The sequence below is a fragment of the Bradyrhizobium algeriense genome, from assembly GCF_003062295.1.
Lineage (GTDB): Bacteria > Pseudomonadota > Alphaproteobacteria > Rhizobiales > Xanthobacteraceae > Bradyrhizobium > Bradyrhizobium algeriense.
Genome location: NZ_PYCN01000003.1, coordinates 83,228 through 99,258, shown reverse-complemented (window position 1 = coordinate 99,258; position 16,031 = coordinate 83,228). Strand labels below are relative to the sequence as shown.

Here is a 16,031-nt window from a genome sequence, read left to right as displayed (position 1 = left end):
GTGAAACACCATGAATTTCAGGATTAAAACGGCAATCAAGGTCTTGTTGGTCGTGGTCGGCGTCGGCGCTGCAAGCATCGTTGTCGAGCGGCAACACTTGATGGCATCGCCATCGCCAGTGACCTCAACGAAGGTCGATAGCCCTCCGCGGGTCGAGGTCGTGCGTCCGCGCCGCGCCACGGTTGCCCAACGTCTGCAAACCAATGCCACCCTCGAAGCCTTTGAGGAAACGGATCTCTTCGCCAAGGTCTCGGGATATTTGTCGGAGGTTCGGGTCGACATCGGCGATCACGTGAAGGCGGGTCAAGTGCTCGCGGTGATCGACGTTCCCGAAATGCAGCAGGAGCTTGCCGAGGCCAAGGCGCAGCTCGAATCCAAGCGAAGTTCGCTGGAAAGCGCGCGCCGCCAACTGGACCACAACAAGGCAAACCTGGCGCTACAGAACGCCCTTGCGAAGGACCGGGAGCAGCTTGGCGAGGGAAGGGAGTTCATCAGTGACCGAACCCTCGATCAGGTGCACGCCAATGCGGACATCGCCAAGGCGGATCTCGGCGTCGCGGAGGCAAACCGCGACGTCGCGGCCAATCAGGTCGACGTCGCCGCTGCGACCGTGGAGAAGATCAAGACTCTGCTTGGCTATACGCAGATCGTCGCGCCTTTCGATGGCGTGGTGGCGCGACGCCAGGTGAACTGGGGCGATTTGGTCCAGGCCGCCACGGCCACGCGGACGACGCCTTCGGCAGGATCGCTCTTTACGGTGCAGCGGATCGATACGATCCGGGTGTTTTGCGACGTTCCGGAGAACGACGTACCTCACCTTCGCGTCGGCGATCCGGCCATCGTCAGGCCCGCTGGCTTCGAGAGGCAGGAGTTCGTCGGCAAGGTAACTCGCTTCTCCCTGCGTCTCGATCCCGAGACCCGCAACATGCGTACCGAAATCGACCTGCCTAACCCCAAGGAGCGGCTTTATCCCGGCATGTATGCGGTGGTCTCACTGGAAATGAACCGGCGTCCCGATGCGCTCACCGTACCCATCGCCGCTGTGGGTTCTGACGTCGACGGCAATTTCGTATACGCCATCACCGGCAATCGGGTCATGCGCCTCACCGTCACGACTGGTCTCATCGATAACGGTCGAATTGAGATTACGGCGGGCCTTTCGGAGGAGACGCCGGTGTTGGCGAGTTCCAAGGGCACGCCGACGCCGACGCCGGGAGCGTTGGTTCGGCCGGTGATGGTCCGCGAGAACACCTAGGACGCGGACGGCAATATGAAGAAGGTTTGGCGCCGACAAACCGGCACGACAGGCAAATCACTTCTGATTTTCCGAAATCGTGTCAAGCCCGGGAATCAAAAATATACTGCTTTCGTTCTCACCCAAATCAGCCGCATAACTCCGTCCGTCTCACGGCGAATGAGGGGCGCTTCGCGATCGTCACGAACGTGCGGTGAGATGCGGTGGACGCTGATGGCGCGCTAGACGTACGCGCCGGAAGCGTACGGTGAAGTCGTGTGGTTCGGGCGTCGCGGTGCTGGCGCTAAGCGTGCGATAAGAAGCGCAGGCGACGGAGGCAAAAGAGCCGTTCTCCGGGAAGAGCACGAAGTAAACCGTAAAGCCATTGCGCAGGGAAGGCCGGGATGCCCCGCTGTACCTGTATGCTCGTGTGCATCTCTTGCTATGCGCAACAGCACACGAGACCTCGGGTGCAGCAAGCACCCGGTCTTCCCTGCGCCCTCTGAACAAGAGGAGGGCAAAAGAAGATGCAAACCTCGGGCGAGATACGCCGCGAGATCGCGAAACCATATCCCCGTCATCCCGAGCGCAGCGACTTGTCCGCCGAAGCCTTGGCGAAGGCGGAAGCAATCCATTGTCACCTCATACGCGGAAAGATGGATTGCTTCGCTTCGCTCGCAATGACGCCGCAAAATCCTCGCGAGCCGCAACGGCATCATCAACGAGGCGAAGGGTGTCAACCGGTTGCATGTTTGATCGTATTAATAGTCTTGACTTATATAAGCTAAAGCCGGTATTAATCGCCCGGAAAGTACAAGGAGGACCGAATGGAGATCGACGTCGCCAGGGTATTGGGACTTGTCACGCGCTCAGTGCGCAATTTCGAGAAGGACGGGAAAGCGGCGAGCGCGGTGACGCTGACACGGCTTTACGACACTGATGTCGATGACCTCTGGGACGCATTGACCAGCAAGGAACGCATTCCGCGCTGGTTTTTGCCGGTCGAGGGAGACCTTCAGTTGGGCGGAAAGTACCAGCTCAAGGGGAATGCGGGCGGGACCATCACGGCGTGTACGCCGCCTGATCATTTTGCAGCGACGTGGGAATTCGGCGGTGCGACGAGCTGGATCGACGTCAGTCTGGCGGCAGAGCGCGACAAGGCGCGGTTGACGCTGGAGCACACCGCGATCATCGAGGATCATTGGAACCAGTTCGGTCCAGGCGCGGTGGGTATCGGTTGGGACCTCGCCCTTGCGGGGCTTGAGCGGTATCTTGCGACGGGGGCATCCGTCGACCATGAGACCGCCGAGGCATGGATGGGCTCTCCAGACGGCAAGGAGTTCATGACAGTGAGCGGTGAGTTTTGGCGCGCGGCGCATGTCGCGAGCGGAGTAGATCCGGCCTCGGCAAAGGAGCGGTCAGACCGGACCATCGCTTTCTATCGCGGCGAGATCCCGCCTGATATGGCGCACCCGGGCACAGGAAGCTGATGCACGTCTTCGAAGTCCTTTCCGATCCGGTGCGCCGTCGCATCCTCGAGCTGCTGGGCCCTCGGGAAATGGCGTCCGGTGCAGTGGTAGAGGCGATCGGAGCCGAGTTCGGGATCACGCAGGCCGCCGTGTCGCAGCATCTCAAGGTGCTGCGCGAGAGCGGCTTTGCACGGGTCCGGGCGGACGCGCAAAGACGGCTTTATTCGGTGGATGCTGCGGGGCTTCAGGCGGTGGATGCATGGATCGGTCAGTTCAGGAGCTTCTGGGAACCGAAGCTCGACGCGCTGGCGACCGAGATCGCGCGAGGCAAACGGGAGCGGCGTAACGCACCAATGACCAAACGTACCGGGAAGAGGGCTTAAGGGAAGATCGCGCACGAGCGGTGCGGCAGACCTGCCATTCTGATCGAGGGGCTGCGGCCCGCTGTCTGTCGTGGCATGTTCGACGGAATGTTCGAAGGCTTCATCACATCCTGGATCGCGCCGCATGTCTGACGAGTTGAACTGGCTTTCCGCCCGCGAGATGGCGCGGCGCTTCGCCAAGGGCGAGTTGTCGCCGGTCGATGTGCTGGAAGCTACTCTCGCACAACTGCACACGGTCAATCCGGCTCTCAATGCCATCTGCCTGCTGGATGAAGCGCAGGGGCGGCGCCTGGCCGCGGAGTCGGCGGAACGTTGGCACAGCGGTACGCCGCTCGGACCGCTCGATGGCGTGCCTGTCGCCATCAAGGACACGGCGCATGTCGCGGGCTGGCCGACGCGCATCGGCTCGCACGCGACGCCAGCTGTGCCGAGCACGGAGGATACGCCCGGTGTCGCCCGCCTGCGTGAGGCCGGCGCGGTGTTTTTCTGCAAGACATCTACTCCCGAATTCGGATGGAAGGGCATCACGCATGGCCCGCTGACCAGCATCACGCGTAATCCTTGGGATGTTTCCCGTACGCCCGGCGGCTCCAGCGGCGGTTCGGCCGCGTTGGTGGCGGCGGGCGTCGTGCCGCTGGCCACCGGCGGCGATGGCGGCGGCTCGATCCGCATCCCGGCGGCGTTCAGCGGCGTGTTCGGATTGAAGCCGAGCTACGGCGTGGTGCCGAATTTTCCGGGGCCGATGGGCACGCTCGCGGTCTATGGCGGCCTGTCGCGCGATGTCGCCGACAGCGCCCTGATGTTGAACGTGCTCACGCGGCCGGACGCCCGCGATTCCTTCGCCATTCCCTATCGCGGCATCGATTATCTCGACGGCCTCGACCATGGCGTGGCGGGTATGCGGATCGCATGGTCACCCGATCTCGGCTTCCCGGTCGCCGATCCGGCCGTCGTGGCCGGCATGCAGCCGGCCATCGATGCACTGGCGAAGGCTGGTGCTGACGTGCAGCGTGTTGCTCTCGATCTTTCCGGTGCGCAGCCGACGCTGGAAGCGATCTGGGGCGCATCGCATGCCGCATTGGTGCGTGATTTCGATGGCGCGCAACTGGCGGCGCTCGATCCGGGCCTGCTGCGGCTGGTGATATCAGCCCAGAATATTTCCGCGATCCAATTGCAGGCGGCCTATGCCGAGATGCGCGCGCTGAGCCAGAAGATGCAGTTGTTTCACGGGGATTATGATCTGCTGCTGACGCCAACCATTCCCATCACCGCTTTCGCGGCCGGCGTCGACACGCCCGACGCCACGCGCTTTCCCCAATGGTTCGACTGGACGCCGCTGACGTGGCCGTTCAATCTCACCCGCCAGCCTGCCGCCTCGGTGCCCTGTGGTTTTGTTGAGGGCCTGCCGATCGGGTTGCAGATCGTGGGGCCGATGTTCAGCGAGCAGAACATCCTCCGCGCCAGCCGCTGCGTCGAGCAGGCCTGCGCCACCGGTGCGCGGCCGAGCCTTGGCGCGGGCGGCCCTCCTCACGGGGAAAAACAATAGCTATGATGCGAGGTCAACTCCCTCTCAAGGACTGCTGATGGCGCCCGTCAAAATCAATCACGATAATGTCCGCACGTTCAAGGACGCGGAGAGCTTCTACAAATGGCTCGGCAAGCACCACGACAAGGAAACCGAAATCTGGATCAAGATCCACAAGGTCGATTCAGGATTGAAATCGATCACGCCGAAGGAAGCCATCGACGCCGTGCTTTGCTGGGGCTGGATCGATGGCCTCCGCAAGGGCTTCGACGACAAGAGCTTTCTCCAGCGCTACACGCCCCGCACCGCGAAAAGCATCTGGAGCCGGATCAACGTCGATAACGTCGCGCGGTTGATCGGGGAAGGCCGGATGACCGAACACGGGCTAAGGGAAGTCGATGCGGCCAAGTCCGACGGGCGCTGGGCGCGCGCCTATAACAGCAAGGACATGAAAATCCCCGACGATCTCCAGGCCGCGATCGATGCCGAGCCCAAGGCCAAGGCGATGCTAGGGAAACTCAGTGCTCAGAATCGTTTCGCACTGGCCTTTCGCACTCATAACATGAAGACCGAATCCGGACGTACGAAGAAGATCGCGGCCCTTGTCGCGATGCTCAAGCGCGGCGAGACGATCTACCCGCAAGGCAAGAAGTGAGTTTTGCCCGGCACACCACGCTTTCGAAAACGATTACCGAAACTGCGGACAACGATGCACGTAATCCCAGGGAATATCATACACGCACGTGTAACGGAGGTCGTCTGATTGCTTTAGCGGCGGAGCCACGACCACCGGTTCGTCGACCGTATCAGGTGCTAGACCATAGAAGACCCCCGGGCCTCCCGCCCATAAGCCGCCGCCGCGGTGATGGTGATGATGCCCCGACCGGGGGAATGACGGGAAACCCGGGCGCGCCGGAGCAATCCCTGCACCTGCACCGCGCGCTACGCCCGGATCGGCAAATGCCTCGCTCGCGGCAAGGACAAGCGCGACTACGCCGAGGGACGCGATAAACGTCGTTCTATAGGTCATGGCACTCACCCGTTGGTAGGTTACTGAGCAGCATTCCTATGACGCTAAGCCGAGCCTTTTGTGCCCGCAAAGGCATAATTAATTATTAGTTAAGGCGTAATCTTAACGGAGGGGCGCATTCATCTCAACTGCGCGACATCTTCTCAAAACGCTTGATCAGCCGCTCGCGCCTGAGCCGGGACAGCCGCCTGATCCAGAACAGGCCGTTGAGCTGATCGATCTCGTGCTGGTGGCAGACCGCGCGCAGCCCGTCCGATTCTTCGGTCTGCAGGTTGCCGTGGACGTCCTGATAGCTGATCCGGACCCGCGCATAACGACTTATCTCGTCGTTGACGCCGGGCATCGAGACGCTGCCTTCCTGATGCAGGATCATCTCTGATGATGCCCAGATAATCTCCGGATTGACATAGGTCCGCGCGCCCTCGGTTGCGTCGAGGTCGAGCACCACGAGCCGCAGGGGGATGCCGATGTGCGGCGCGGTAATCCCGATCCCCGGCGCGGCGTGCATGGTCTCCAGGAGGTCGCTTGCAAGGTCGCGCAGCGCGCCGTCAAACACGGTGACGGGCTGCGCCGGCAGCGCAAGCCGAGGGTCGGGATAACGAACGATGGGGCGGATGGTCATGATCCTACCGCCTCGAATAGAGCCGCTCATCCCACCATACCGGCTCGGGCATCGTGTAGGTGATGTCGCTGGAATCGGGGTGCAGCGGATTGATCAGGATGTTGCGCTCCAGCCTTGCGGGGAGGGACGGGACCATTAGCAGCGCGGTGCGCCGCTCCTCGTACCATCCCTGGCCGAAGGTCTTGCAGATCGTCTCGTTGCGCGAATCCCAGCCGGGATGCGCCGCGGTCTGGAAAATTTCATACGAGACGCCGTTTGGAATCGTGATCTCGATGAAGTGCTGGTTGGCGGGCATCACCAGATTGGTGTGCACCAGCTTTTCCAGGAGCGCGGTGGAATAGTGCTCCGAGGCGTAGATGGCCGGGCTCGCATGCGTATTCCAGCGTCCGGGATACAGGCGGGCGCCTTCGGCATCATAGATCGGGAAGGCGCCGTTCGGGTCCCCGATGCGATAGCATTTCAGAACGCGATCGGTCTTCTGCACGCCTAGACGCCGCCGCTATACGCCGCCCGGCCCATCAGGTTGATTACCGCATCGGCGCCGGGGCCGGTCGCAAGCGCCACTTCGAGCGGAGCGTTGTCGTCCAGCATCGGGTGCGGACGCTCGAGAAAGTCGCGGACCTTGGCTTCGTCACGGAACACGTCGATCCCGAAGGCGAACACCTTGGCGACGCGCGCGAGGCGGTCGCTTTCCTCGATGGTCAAGAGCTGCTTGTGCTTGCGCCGGCGTTCGAGCGTCGGCTTGGGCACGATCCGATAGGTGAAGCGGCGGACATCGTTCGGGCTGACGCGGTCAGCGAACTTGTCCAGTGCCGAGACCGGCAGGCCCTTCTCGACGGAGTAGGCCAGCGTCAGCGTCGTCTCGGTGTTCTTCGGTTTGACGCCGAGCAGTTCGGCGGCGGTTGCGGCCCGGTAGCCCATGAAACCCTCGCATCACTTGAGGCAAAGATATGCCTCAAGTGAGGCGAAGTCAAGGTGCCCCGTCGCCGTGCCCTCGCGGGCGGGCCGAAGCCGCTACCCACCCTGAAAGCTATGCCAGGCGGCGCACTTCGGGAGCCCCCGTCAGGCGGATCATGGGCATGTCCTTCGGCGAGGTGGCTACGCCTCAGGCCGGATCAGCTTGATGTCCTGGTCGGCGGCCCACCCGGCGACGTCCTCGCGCTTCAGCGCGGTCGCCATCAGGTCCGGAAACTGGTCGGGCGTGCATGCGAACACGGGGATGCCGAGGGCTGCGACCCTGGCCGACAGAGCAGGATCGTAGGAGGGGCGCCCGGTATCGGTCAGCGCCAGCAGCACGATCACGTTGACGCCGTGCACCGACAACCGCGCCAGCCGGTCGACCAATGCGTCGGCGTTGCCGCCTTCATAAAGGTCGGTGATCAGGATCAGATGCGCTTTGGTCGGCCGCTCGATCCGCTCCTCGCAATAGGCGACCGCGCGGTTGATGTCGGTGCCGCCGCCGAGCTGGACGCCGAACAGCACCTCGACGGGATCGGCGAGTTCCTCCGTCAGGTCGACAATTGCGGTGTCGAAACACACCAGCTTGGTCGCGACCACCGGCAGCGAGGCCATCACAGCCGCAAAGATCGAGGCATAGACGACGGAGGTTGCCATCGATCCCGACTGGTCGACGCACAGCACGACCTCTTCGAGATCGACGATGCGCCGCTGCTGGCGCAGGAAGCCGATCAGCCGCTCGGGGACTACAGTGCGATGCTCGGCTTGATAATGGCGCAGATTGGCCTTGATGGTGCGCGGCCAGTCGATATCGGAAAAGCGCGGGCGGTTGGTGCGTTGCGACCGGTTCAGCGCGCCGCGGATCGCATCCGCCGTGCGCCGCTCCAGCCGCTCCATCAACTCCTTGACCACCTTGGCGATCACGATCCGCGCGGTTTCCTTGGTCTTGTCCGGCATCACGCCGCGCAACGAGACCAGGTCGGCGATCAGGTTGACGTCGGCCTCGACGGTGGCGAGGAATTCGGGCTCGATCAGCATCTGGCGCAGGCCCTTGCGCTCGAACGCATCCTTCTGGATCACCTGCACCACGGGGGCGGGGAAAAATTCGCGGATGTCGCCCAGCCATTTCGCGACGCGCGGCGCCGATCCGCCGAGGCCGCCGCGGCCTTTCTTGGGCGCGTCATCGCCGTCGCCATAAAGCGCCGTCAGTGCGTCGGACATGCGGCGGTCACTGTCGGACAAGGCAAAGCCGCTCTCGGGATCAGGGTCGACACCGAGCGCGAGCGTCCAGCGGCGATTGCGTTCGTCGGTCTCGCTCATCGCGCCGCTCCGGATTTCAAAAGTTCGATCACCCGCGCCTGATGCTTTGGCCAGATATCCGCCGCGCCCGCGATCAGGCGATAGCCTTTGGCGCCGCCGCCGCGGCGTTCGAACAGCGCGTCCATCAGCCGCCGCCGCTCGGCGGGGTCGAGCGCCGAGAACACCCGGCGGAACAGCGGCAGGTTGGCGGTGAACGCCTCCTCGTCGAGCGCCATCAGCCAGGCGTCGACCGCGCCGCGCAGCGCTGCGTCGTGGATCAGCCGCTGGCCGGCGCCCTCGAAAAAGCCCTCGAAGAAGCCGGCCGCTTCAGTGACCGGCGTACCCGGCGAGAGCATCCGTGCCAGCAGGTCGGAGGCTTGCCCGGCGGTGAGCAGTTCGACCTCATAGAGCAGCCGCGCGGCGGTGCCGGCGACAAGCCGCGTCGCCTGACCGTCGCGCAGCAGCGCCTGCAGCGCATCGCGCCAGCCGGCCACCACGTCCGCTTCGAACTGGGCAAGTTGTATTGCGCTGTCGGCGGCGAGGATCGCGCCGTGCAGCTTGCCCGCCGCAGCCGCATCCAGATTGCGCGCGGCGTAGGGCAGGGCGAGCGCAGCCTGCACGACGATGCGCGGCATCAGCGTTGCCAGATGCTCGACGGTGCCGGCGCGCGCCTCGCCATAGCGCAGGATGTCAGCCATCGGCGGCAGCGCGGCGAGCAGGGCTTCGCAGTCGCTGGTGAGCGCCGCCTTCTCCTCCAGCGCGGCGATGCCGAATTCGGTGGCGCGCGGCAGATCGGCGATCATCGCGTTGCGCACCAGCGTAGCGAGCGGGCCCAGTTCGGCCGCGCCGCGCATCGCTTCCATCAGGCGTCCGCCGGCGGCTTCGGCGATGGTGGAGCCGTAAATCAGCTTCTCGACCAGTTGCACCGCGAACTCCGGCTCCCATCGTAGCTGCCAATTTTCGCGAAAGGTGCCGCGGCTGCGCCCGGCATCGGTCAGCCGTCCCCAGGGCACGTCGAGCGCGTTCAGCCGGTGCAAGAGCGTCGAGCGCATCAATCCACTTTCGCTGCGCAGGTCGAGCGTCAGCGCCCGCTCCAACGCCTCGGGCTTGAGACGGGTCGCCTTCTGCTGGCGCTGCAGGTCCTCGAGCAGCGGCGCGAGGGGCGTCGAAGCGGGGATCGATCCGACACCCGATCCGATCAAGAGCTCGGCGGCGACGTCGTTCCAGAGCGCACGCTCGCCGCCGCACAGGCACGCGATTGCGGCCTCCCGCAATTCCTCGAAGCCGGGCGCGGGGCGGTCGCGAAGCGCGGCCAGCGCGGTGCCGAGCCGCTGCGCCTCGATTACCGAGGCGGTCGAGACGAAATGCCCGCGATCGCGCAGCACATACGCGACCCTGGCAAGCCACACCGCGCCGCGATCGGCGCCGTCGCGCGTTGCCCACAGATGCGCGCACCAGCCGGGCGCGACCACGCCTGCGCCATAGCCGCTCGACCGCGCCAGCCGCGGCGCAGTCCACGGCGCCCAGGTCGCCTTGATCTTTGCCTTCGGCCGCCCCTTGAGCAATTCGCGATCGGCCGCGAGACTGCGACGCTCGATCAGCGCCGGCACGTGCCAGGCCCCGCACACCACGGCGATCGCGCCATCGCACTCCTTTGCGGCCTTCGCGATCTCGATCCGCATATGCGCCTCACGCGCGGCCTCGCGGAGCGAGAGCGGTTTCGATTCCGCGCGCAGCGCCGTCATCGCATCGGCGACCGCCGCGAATACCGGCCCTGACGCAGGATTTTCCTCGATGACGTCGGACCACCAGGATTCGCCGTCGTCGTAGCCCGCGGCCGTCGCCAGCACGCCGATCGGATCGCGGCTGATCGGATCGTCGTCGGCGGTCGCTGCAGTCTCATCCTCGATGCCGCCGCCGGCATGGCCCAAGCGGTCCGATGCCGGCAGGTCGATGAAGCGCAGTGGCGCGCTGTGGCGCACCGCCCAGCGCGCGGCCTGATACTCCGGCGAGTATTCGGCAAAGGGAAAGAAGCTGGCGTTGGCCGGGTTGTCCTCGACATAGATCAGCAACGCCACCGGCGTCGCCATCTCGGGATCGGCGAGCATCGGCAGCAACTCCGATGCTTCCGAGGGCCCCTCGATCAGCACCGCTGATGGCTTGAGATCGTCAAGCGCCTGCACCAGCCGCCGCGCCGATCCCGGCCCGTGATGGCGAATGCCGAACAGGAAAACCTGGCCCGTCATGGTCTCAGATCAGGTCGGTCAGCGATGCGTAATAGCCCTCGAACCCGCGCCGCTTCTTCAGCACGGTCTCGAGATATTCGCCGAGCACGGCGGTATCCTGCACCGGGTCCTTCACCACGGCGCCGAGCATGTTGGTCGCGAGCGTCTCCGGCGTCAGCTTGCCGTCGTTAAAGAAGGTCGCCTGGCTGATGCCGCCGATCATCACTGCGATTGCTTCCGCAGTCGAAAGCCCACCCGAAGGCGATTTGAGCGCGATCTTGCCGTCCTCGGTCGCGCCGGAACGCAGCTCGCGGAAGATCGCCACCACCCGCGCCACCTCGTCCGCGACGTTCTTCGGCGCCGGCAAATCGAGGCTCTGTGCCATCTCGCCGACGCGCTTGACGATGATCGCGACCTCCTGCGCGGCATTGTCGGGCAGCGGCAGCACGACCACATTGAATCGGCGCTTCAGTGCTGAGGACAGTTCGTTGACGCCCTTGTCGCGGTTGTTGGCGGTGGCAATGATGTTGAAGCCGCGCTGCGCATAGACCGCCGTGTTCAGCTCCGGGACCGGCATCATTTTTTCGGAGAGCACGGTGATCAGCGTGTCCTGCACGTCGCTGCCCATCCGCGTCAGCTCCTCGAAACGGCAGAGCTTGCCGCCCTCCATCGCCCGCATCAGCGGGGTAGGGACCAGCGCCTCACGGCGCGGCCCGTGCGCGAGCAATTGCGCATAGTTCCAGCCGTAACGGATCTGGTTTTCGTCGGTGCCCGCCGTGCACTGGATGACGAGCGTCGAATCGCCGGTGATCCCGGCGGCGAGATGTTCCGATACCCACGACTTGGCCGTGCCGGGCACGCCAAGCAACAAGAGCGCGCGATCGGTGGCAAGCGTCCCGATGGCGGTTTCGATCAGCCGCTTGTCGCCGACATATTTCGGCGTGATGATCGTGCCGTCACTGGCCTTGCCGCCCATCAGATAGGTCACGACAACCCGTGGCGAGAGCGCCCAGCCCGGCGGGCGAGTCCCGCTGTCGCCGGCGGCGAGCGCCTTCAGCTCGGCCGCATAGCTCTCCTCGGCGGGCAACCGTAGTTTCTCGCTCATGGTTCTGCTCCATTGTCGTCCAACGCGGCGTTGAGCCGCAGCATGTCGAGGCGTGGGTCGCCCTGCAGCAGCCCTGCGCCGTTCAACCGTTCCAGCGCCTGACGCGCAGCTGCGCGCGAGGCGATCAGGCCGAGCGCAAAGAGCTCTGTGAGCTCATCGGAAGGTTTTGCATCGTCGCGCCGGAGCGCCGCAAGCAGCGCGGTGCCTGCCGGTGCGGTCATTGGATTCTCCAGCCGCGCCGTGCCGCCCGCAATGGTCTTCGCCACGTCAAAGCTGAAGCCGCGCGTGCGCAAGACCTTCTCAGCGAGTTCAGATCGCTGCCCGGGCACGAGGCGCGGCGTCAGCGTGGCTAGGAAGACGCTCGCATTGCATTGGCTCGCGGCTTCGGCGGTCTGGGCGACCAGCGAGTCCGTTCCGGTGCGCGCGACAAGACCAACCAGCGCAGCGTCGGCCTGTCGATCCACGTCCCAATTCCAGGCGTCGACCAGCTCCTGTGGGGTCAGCGTGAGCGCCCGCGCGAGCGAAGCGATATCGGCACTTTCGAGCAGCGCCGCCCTGCGGTGCATTTGTGCTGGCGTCTTGACGTTCTCGAACTGGATCACGCGCGAGCGGCGCAGCAGGCCCTTCATCTTCACCGAGAAGAAGCCGGCGAGTTCTGCGATGTCGTCGCCGACCGCGGGGCCGCGGCCGAGCTGGGCAAGCAGCGATGCCGCCAGCGCCTTGACCTTCGGCGCGCGATCGTTCGCCGCGAGGCCCTCAAGGAAGGGGGCATCGGCTTCCGACAATCCGGTTGCCAACAGTGAAAGCAGCGGAAGTCGCACGTCGGCATTTTCGCTGGCAAGTTTTGCCTCCAGCACCGCGCGGGCCGCTTCGGGATCGCGACGCCTGAGCTCGGTCAGCGCCACCTTGCGCGCCGCCGGCCAAAAGTCCTCCCAGTTGTCAGCGGTGAGCCGGTCCCCGGCCTGCCGTCGCACCACGCTGTTGGATGCCGCGATTCCGGCCCAGTCGCGCCACGGCGCGTAGACGTCGGGCGCGTCCTCGTCGTCAGCCGTCGGCATCCATTCTGCGGGATGGGTGGTCCAGCCGCGCGCGGCGAGGAAGTCGAGCAGTTCGGTCTTGCGCTGCGTCTCCTTGAATGCGTTGAGGATGCGATGCGCGAGCGGGCGCAACGCCTCGGGCACGGTCGGCAGCGCGAGCGCGGGAATATCGGGCAACACGCGCAGCTCCGGCGGCGGCTCGGCCGTCACCGCGACACCGAGGAACTGGCCCGATAGCGCCAGCAGGCGCAACTCGGCTTCAGCGGGTTCAGCGCCAAGCTCCGCACTCCATACCGCGGCGGCGGGCGCGGCGGCCGATCCCATGGTCCAGCGCGTCAGGACCGAACCCATCGCATCGTAGATCGCCTCAGCCATGGCCGCCGATCCGTCCCCAGGAGGTTTGCGCGGCCAGGATCGTCAGCCGGTTGCCGGACCAGATCGCGGCCGCGCATTTCAGATCGGTGCCGCACAACAGGCCTTCGGCACTGCCCGCAATCGGCAACGTGTTCGCGCCATCGGCCGACCGCCACCAGGGATGTCCGGCGTCGTCGAGCGCGATCCGCCCTGCCGGCAGCAACACCGGAATTTCGATCGTCCATGGCTCGGCGAGCAGGGGATTCGTCAAGGTATCGGCAAGCACCGTTTCCGGTGTTGGCCATTCCGGCCTTGCGGCGTCTTCCACAGCTTCGCGCGCGACGAGCACGGCGCGCAGCGGCTGCCGGGACGGATAGAACGCGAGCTCGCCTTGAAACCGTTCGCCCGGTGTAAACACCGACCCGCGGCGGCCCACGCTCGCCGGGAAAAAGTCGAGCAGCATCGCAAAGCAGGGGCCATCATTATTGAGACTGAGCAGCCATGTGGTCTGCGACACCAATCCGTCACGCCGCGTCTGCACCTGTTCGGCGAGCACTTCCCAGCACGCCTTCACGCGCAGCGTCTGCGGATTGGTGAGCACGGCCTCGCGGGTTTCCGAGGCCGCAACCGCGCGCCGGATCTCGGCATCGCGCGGCGTGGTGCGGAAGGCGCGCGCGAGCAGCACCAGCTTGCCGAGTTCGACCACCGCGCCACGCGGCCGGTCGCCCGGCGGAAGCGCGAGGAGCCGGCCCGGCAACTCGTCGATCCGCCCGGCCAGTACGGCTGCCTTGCCGTCGACCAGCCGCGCCGCGATCCGCCGACAACGCGCGGTAACGTCGTCGACAAAAGCGGAAAGGCCCATGCGCAGTTGGTCGCCGATCCATTGTTCGAGCGCATCGAGCGCATCAAGAATCGTGCGCTCGGTATCCTCGCTTCGCTTGGCCGCCGCAGCTTCACGACGCGCTGCGTCCTTCGGGTCCTCGACCATCTCCGGTTCGGTCTGCTGCGCGGCGCGCAGATCCTTGGCGGCGGATGGCGCAACGCTGGGCGGCGCTTTGGGTGTGCCGGCGCCGGAGCGCCGCCGGCCGAGCCAATCGCTGACCCAGGCAGGCGTATCGGCCGGGGCGAACGGCACGACCGCCTCCGCCTTCAGCCACAACAGGCCGAGTACGTGCTTGCATGGGAATTTGCGCGACGGGCAGGTGCATTTGTTGCCGAGATCGCGCAGATCGGCCATCACGCGATAGGGATTGGCGCCGGAGCCCGCGCATTCGCCCCAAACCAGCGCGCCGTCATGGCTCACGCCGACGCCCGACCATTTGGCCGGCTTGGCGAGCCCCGCCGCCGCCTTGAGCGAGGATTGATCGGTGGCGAGTTGCTCGATTGCTTTCAGATCAATCGCCACGCAGTAATCCCGACCGAATCCAGAATAGGCAGTATATAACGGGATATATCGGGCGACAATGAACGCTCCATGTCGGTGCGGCCATGAAAGCGGAGGGCGTGCGATAAGGGCAACACCTGTCCCGAGCGTTCAGCTATTCTCAACGCGCCATCGCCGACCCGTTTTCCGAACCGCCCAGTCCCTGCTTCACGCAGTTGCAATCCAGCCGCGCCAGGTAAAAGCGGCGTAGAACAACTCCACATCCCTGAATCCGGCCTCACGCAAAATTTGCGCGTCCTGTTCCGGGCTGAACAGGTTCAGGTTTGCGTCGATCGCGGCACGCGCATTGTTGGCCAGGTCCGGATCGGCGCCGGAGGCGATCGCATAGGCGGCATAGCGCGACAGCCACCGCGCACGCTCAGCGTCGGCTTGCGGAAAACTGGAATGGGCCACCACAAAGGGCGCGCCGGGCCTGAGCCGCCGGTGGATTTCCCTTGCCGTCCGCCGCCGTTCGTCGGCATCGAGGAAATGAAACGTGAGCAGGCAGGTGGCGGCATCGAACGGCCCGTCGGGCGCATCTTCGATGTAACCCTGCTGCAGCTCCACGCGCGCGTTGAATGGCCCGAGGGTCTGCTCGGCGAGCTTCAGCATCGCCAGAGCGGGATCGACGCCAACGAAGCTCCAGCGAGGCTCAGCCGCCGCCAATGCCTTCAATTCCAGGCCGCCACCAGCGCCAAGCACCAGCACCCGCGCATCTTGGGCAACCTGTTCCGCCAGCAAGATGCGGGTCATGCGGTGAAGGTCCACAAACCCGGGCACGAAGCGCGGCGGCCCATCCGCATAATGCCGCACGGCCTCGGGGTCGGAGAAGTGGGCCAGCCAGGGCTGGACGGCTGTGTCACGATGCATGGGCGGTCTCCAGACGATGGCGGTTGCGCCGGTCGCCCAGGCGCTTTTGAAAGTCGGCGCTCAGCATCGCAAGCGACACGTCGCCCAGGCGCGACAGCAGCAGCGCCTCCGCGTCATCGAAAGCCCGGTCGAGCGCGGCATTGACGGCCTGCTCGACAAGACAGCCCGGTGCTTCCGTTCGGTTTCCTACTGCGAACAGCGCGGGTTGGCCGAGCGCCTCATAGACATCCCGCAGCGATATCGTCGCGAGGTCGTGGGCGAGGGTCCATCCGCCGCCATGCCCTTTCTCCGATCGCACATAGCCCTGATCGCGCAGCCCGGACATGATCCGCCGGATCACCACCGGATTGGTGTCCATGGCCTTTGCCAGCACCTCTGATGTAACCGGCGCATCACGCTCGGCCATGTGGAGCAGGACGTGGAGCACGCCTGACAATCGACTGTCCCGTTTCATGTAACTATCGGTATTACATGAATGCCCGCCGGTCAAGACACTCG

At 65.0% G+C, this 16,031-nt stretch carries 15 protein-coding genes; 5 read left to right on the top strand and 10 right to left on the bottom strand.

Annotation, left to right across the window (positions count from 1 at the left end):
• The first annotated feature begins 10 nt into the window (after positions 1 to 10).
• The 5 genes from C7G61_RS08070 (at position 11) to C7G61_RS08050 (ending at position 5,266) form a co-directional block, all read left to right on the top strand.
• Entirely contained in the window at positions 11 to 1,255 is a 1,245-nt protein-coding gene (locus C7G61_RS08070; protein ID WP_108513585.1) for an efflux RND transporter periplasmic adaptor subunit, read from the top strand.
• An 806-nt stretch (positions 1,256 to 2,061) separates the two neighbouring features.
• Positions 2,062 to 2,724 carry an SRPBCC family protein gene (locus C7G61_RS08065; protein ID WP_108513584.1) on the top strand — a complete coding sequence of 221 codons (663 nt, stop codon included), beginning with the start codon at positions 2,062 to 2,064 and terminating at the stop codon, positions 2,722 to 2,724.
• Positions 2,724 to 3,086: an ArsR/SmtB family transcription factor gene (locus C7G61_RS08060; protein WP_108513583.1), complete on the top strand. Its 363-nt coding sequence runs from the start codon at positions 2,724 to 2,726 to the stop codon at positions 3,084 to 3,086. Before C7G61_RS08065 ends, C7G61_RS08060 begins: the two co-directional genes overlap by 1 nt.
• 124 nt (positions 3,087 to 3,210) lie before the next feature.
• The gene (locus C7G61_RS08055; protein ID WP_108513582.1) at positions 3,211 to 4,632 is read left to right on the top strand and encodes an amidase; all 1,422 of its coding nucleotides are present in this window, start codon (positions 3,211 to 3,213) and stop codon (positions 4,630 to 4,632) included.
• Between the two features lie 37 nt (positions 4,633 to 4,669).
• The gene (locus tag C7G61_RS08050; RefSeq protein WP_108513581.1) at positions 4,670 to 5,266 is read left to right on the top strand and encodes a YdeI/OmpD-associated family protein; all 597 of its coding nucleotides are present in this window, start codon (positions 4,670 to 4,672) and stop codon (positions 5,264 to 5,266) included.
• Between the two features lie 499 nt (positions 5,267 to 5,765).
• Here C7G61_RS08050 and C7G61_RS08045 read toward each other — a convergent pair whose 3' ends face one another.
• From C7G61_RS08045 to C7G61_RS08000, 10 genes are all read right to left on the bottom strand, one after another.
• Positions 5,766 to 6,263: a peptide deformylase gene (locus C7G61_RS08045; RefSeq protein ID WP_108513580.1), complete on the bottom strand. Its 498-nt coding sequence runs from the start codon at positions 6,261 to 6,263 to the stop codon at positions 5,766 to 5,768.
• A gap of 4 nt (positions 6,264 to 6,267) precedes the next feature.
• Entirely contained in the window at positions 6,268 to 6,747 is a 480-nt protein-coding gene (locus tag C7G61_RS08040) for an RES family NAD+ phosphorylase (RefSeq protein WP_202975760.1), read from the bottom strand.
• 2 nt (positions 6,748 to 6,749) lie between these two features.
• Positions 6,750 to 7,184, bottom strand: a complete 435-nt coding sequence (locus tag C7G61_RS08035) for an antitoxin Xre/MbcA/ParS toxin-binding domain-containing protein (protein ID WP_108513579.1) — start codon at positions 7,182 to 7,184, stop codon at positions 6,750 to 6,752.
• 177 nt (positions 7,185 to 7,361) lie between these two features.
• Complete coding sequence (locus C7G61_RS08030) at positions 7,362 to 8,540, bottom strand: VWA domain-containing protein (RefSeq protein WP_108513578.1); 1,179 nt, start codon at positions 8,538 to 8,540, stop codon at positions 7,362 to 7,364.
• On the bottom strand, positions 8,537 to 10,765 hold the full coding sequence (locus C7G61_RS08025; RefSeq protein WP_108513577.1) for a DUF5682 family protein: 2,229 nt from the start codon (positions 10,763 to 10,765) through the stop codon (positions 8,537 to 8,539). Before C7G61_RS08025 ends, C7G61_RS08030 begins: the two co-directional genes overlap by 4 nt.
• Positions 10,766 to 10,769: 4 nt before the next feature.
• Positions 10,770 to 11,849: an ATP-binding protein gene (locus tag C7G61_RS08020; protein WP_108513576.1), complete on the bottom strand. Its 1,080-nt coding sequence runs from the start codon at positions 11,847 to 11,849 to the stop codon at positions 10,770 to 10,772.
• The gene (locus C7G61_RS08015) at positions 11,846 to 13,261 is read right to left on the bottom strand and encodes a DUF5691 domain-containing protein (protein ID WP_108513575.1); all 1,416 of its coding nucleotides are present in this window, start codon (positions 13,259 to 13,261) and stop codon (positions 11,846 to 11,848) included. The genes C7G61_RS08020 and C7G61_RS08015 overlap by 4 nt, the downstream gene beginning before the upstream one ends.
• Positions 13,254 to 14,645 carry an SWIM zinc finger family protein gene (locus C7G61_RS08010; RefSeq protein ID WP_108513574.1) on the bottom strand — a complete coding sequence of 464 codons (1,392 nt, stop codon included), beginning with the start codon at positions 14,643 to 14,645 and terminating at the stop codon, positions 13,254 to 13,256. The genes C7G61_RS08015 and C7G61_RS08010 overlap by 8 nt, the downstream gene beginning before the upstream one ends.
• Positions 14,646 to 14,831: 186 nt before the next feature.
• The gene (locus tag C7G61_RS08005; RefSeq protein ID WP_108513573.1) at positions 14,832 to 15,533 is read right to left on the bottom strand and encodes a class I SAM-dependent methyltransferase; all 702 of its coding nucleotides are present in this window, start codon (positions 15,531 to 15,533) and stop codon (positions 14,832 to 14,834) included.
• Positions 15,523 to 15,987, bottom strand: coding sequence for an Rrf2 family transcriptional regulator (locus tag C7G61_RS08000; RefSeq protein WP_108513572.1), 465 nt, complete (start codon positions 15,985 to 15,987; stop codon positions 15,523 to 15,525). Before C7G61_RS08000 ends, C7G61_RS08005 begins: the two co-directional genes overlap by 11 nt.
• Positions 15,988 to 16,031: the final 44 nt, after the last annotated feature.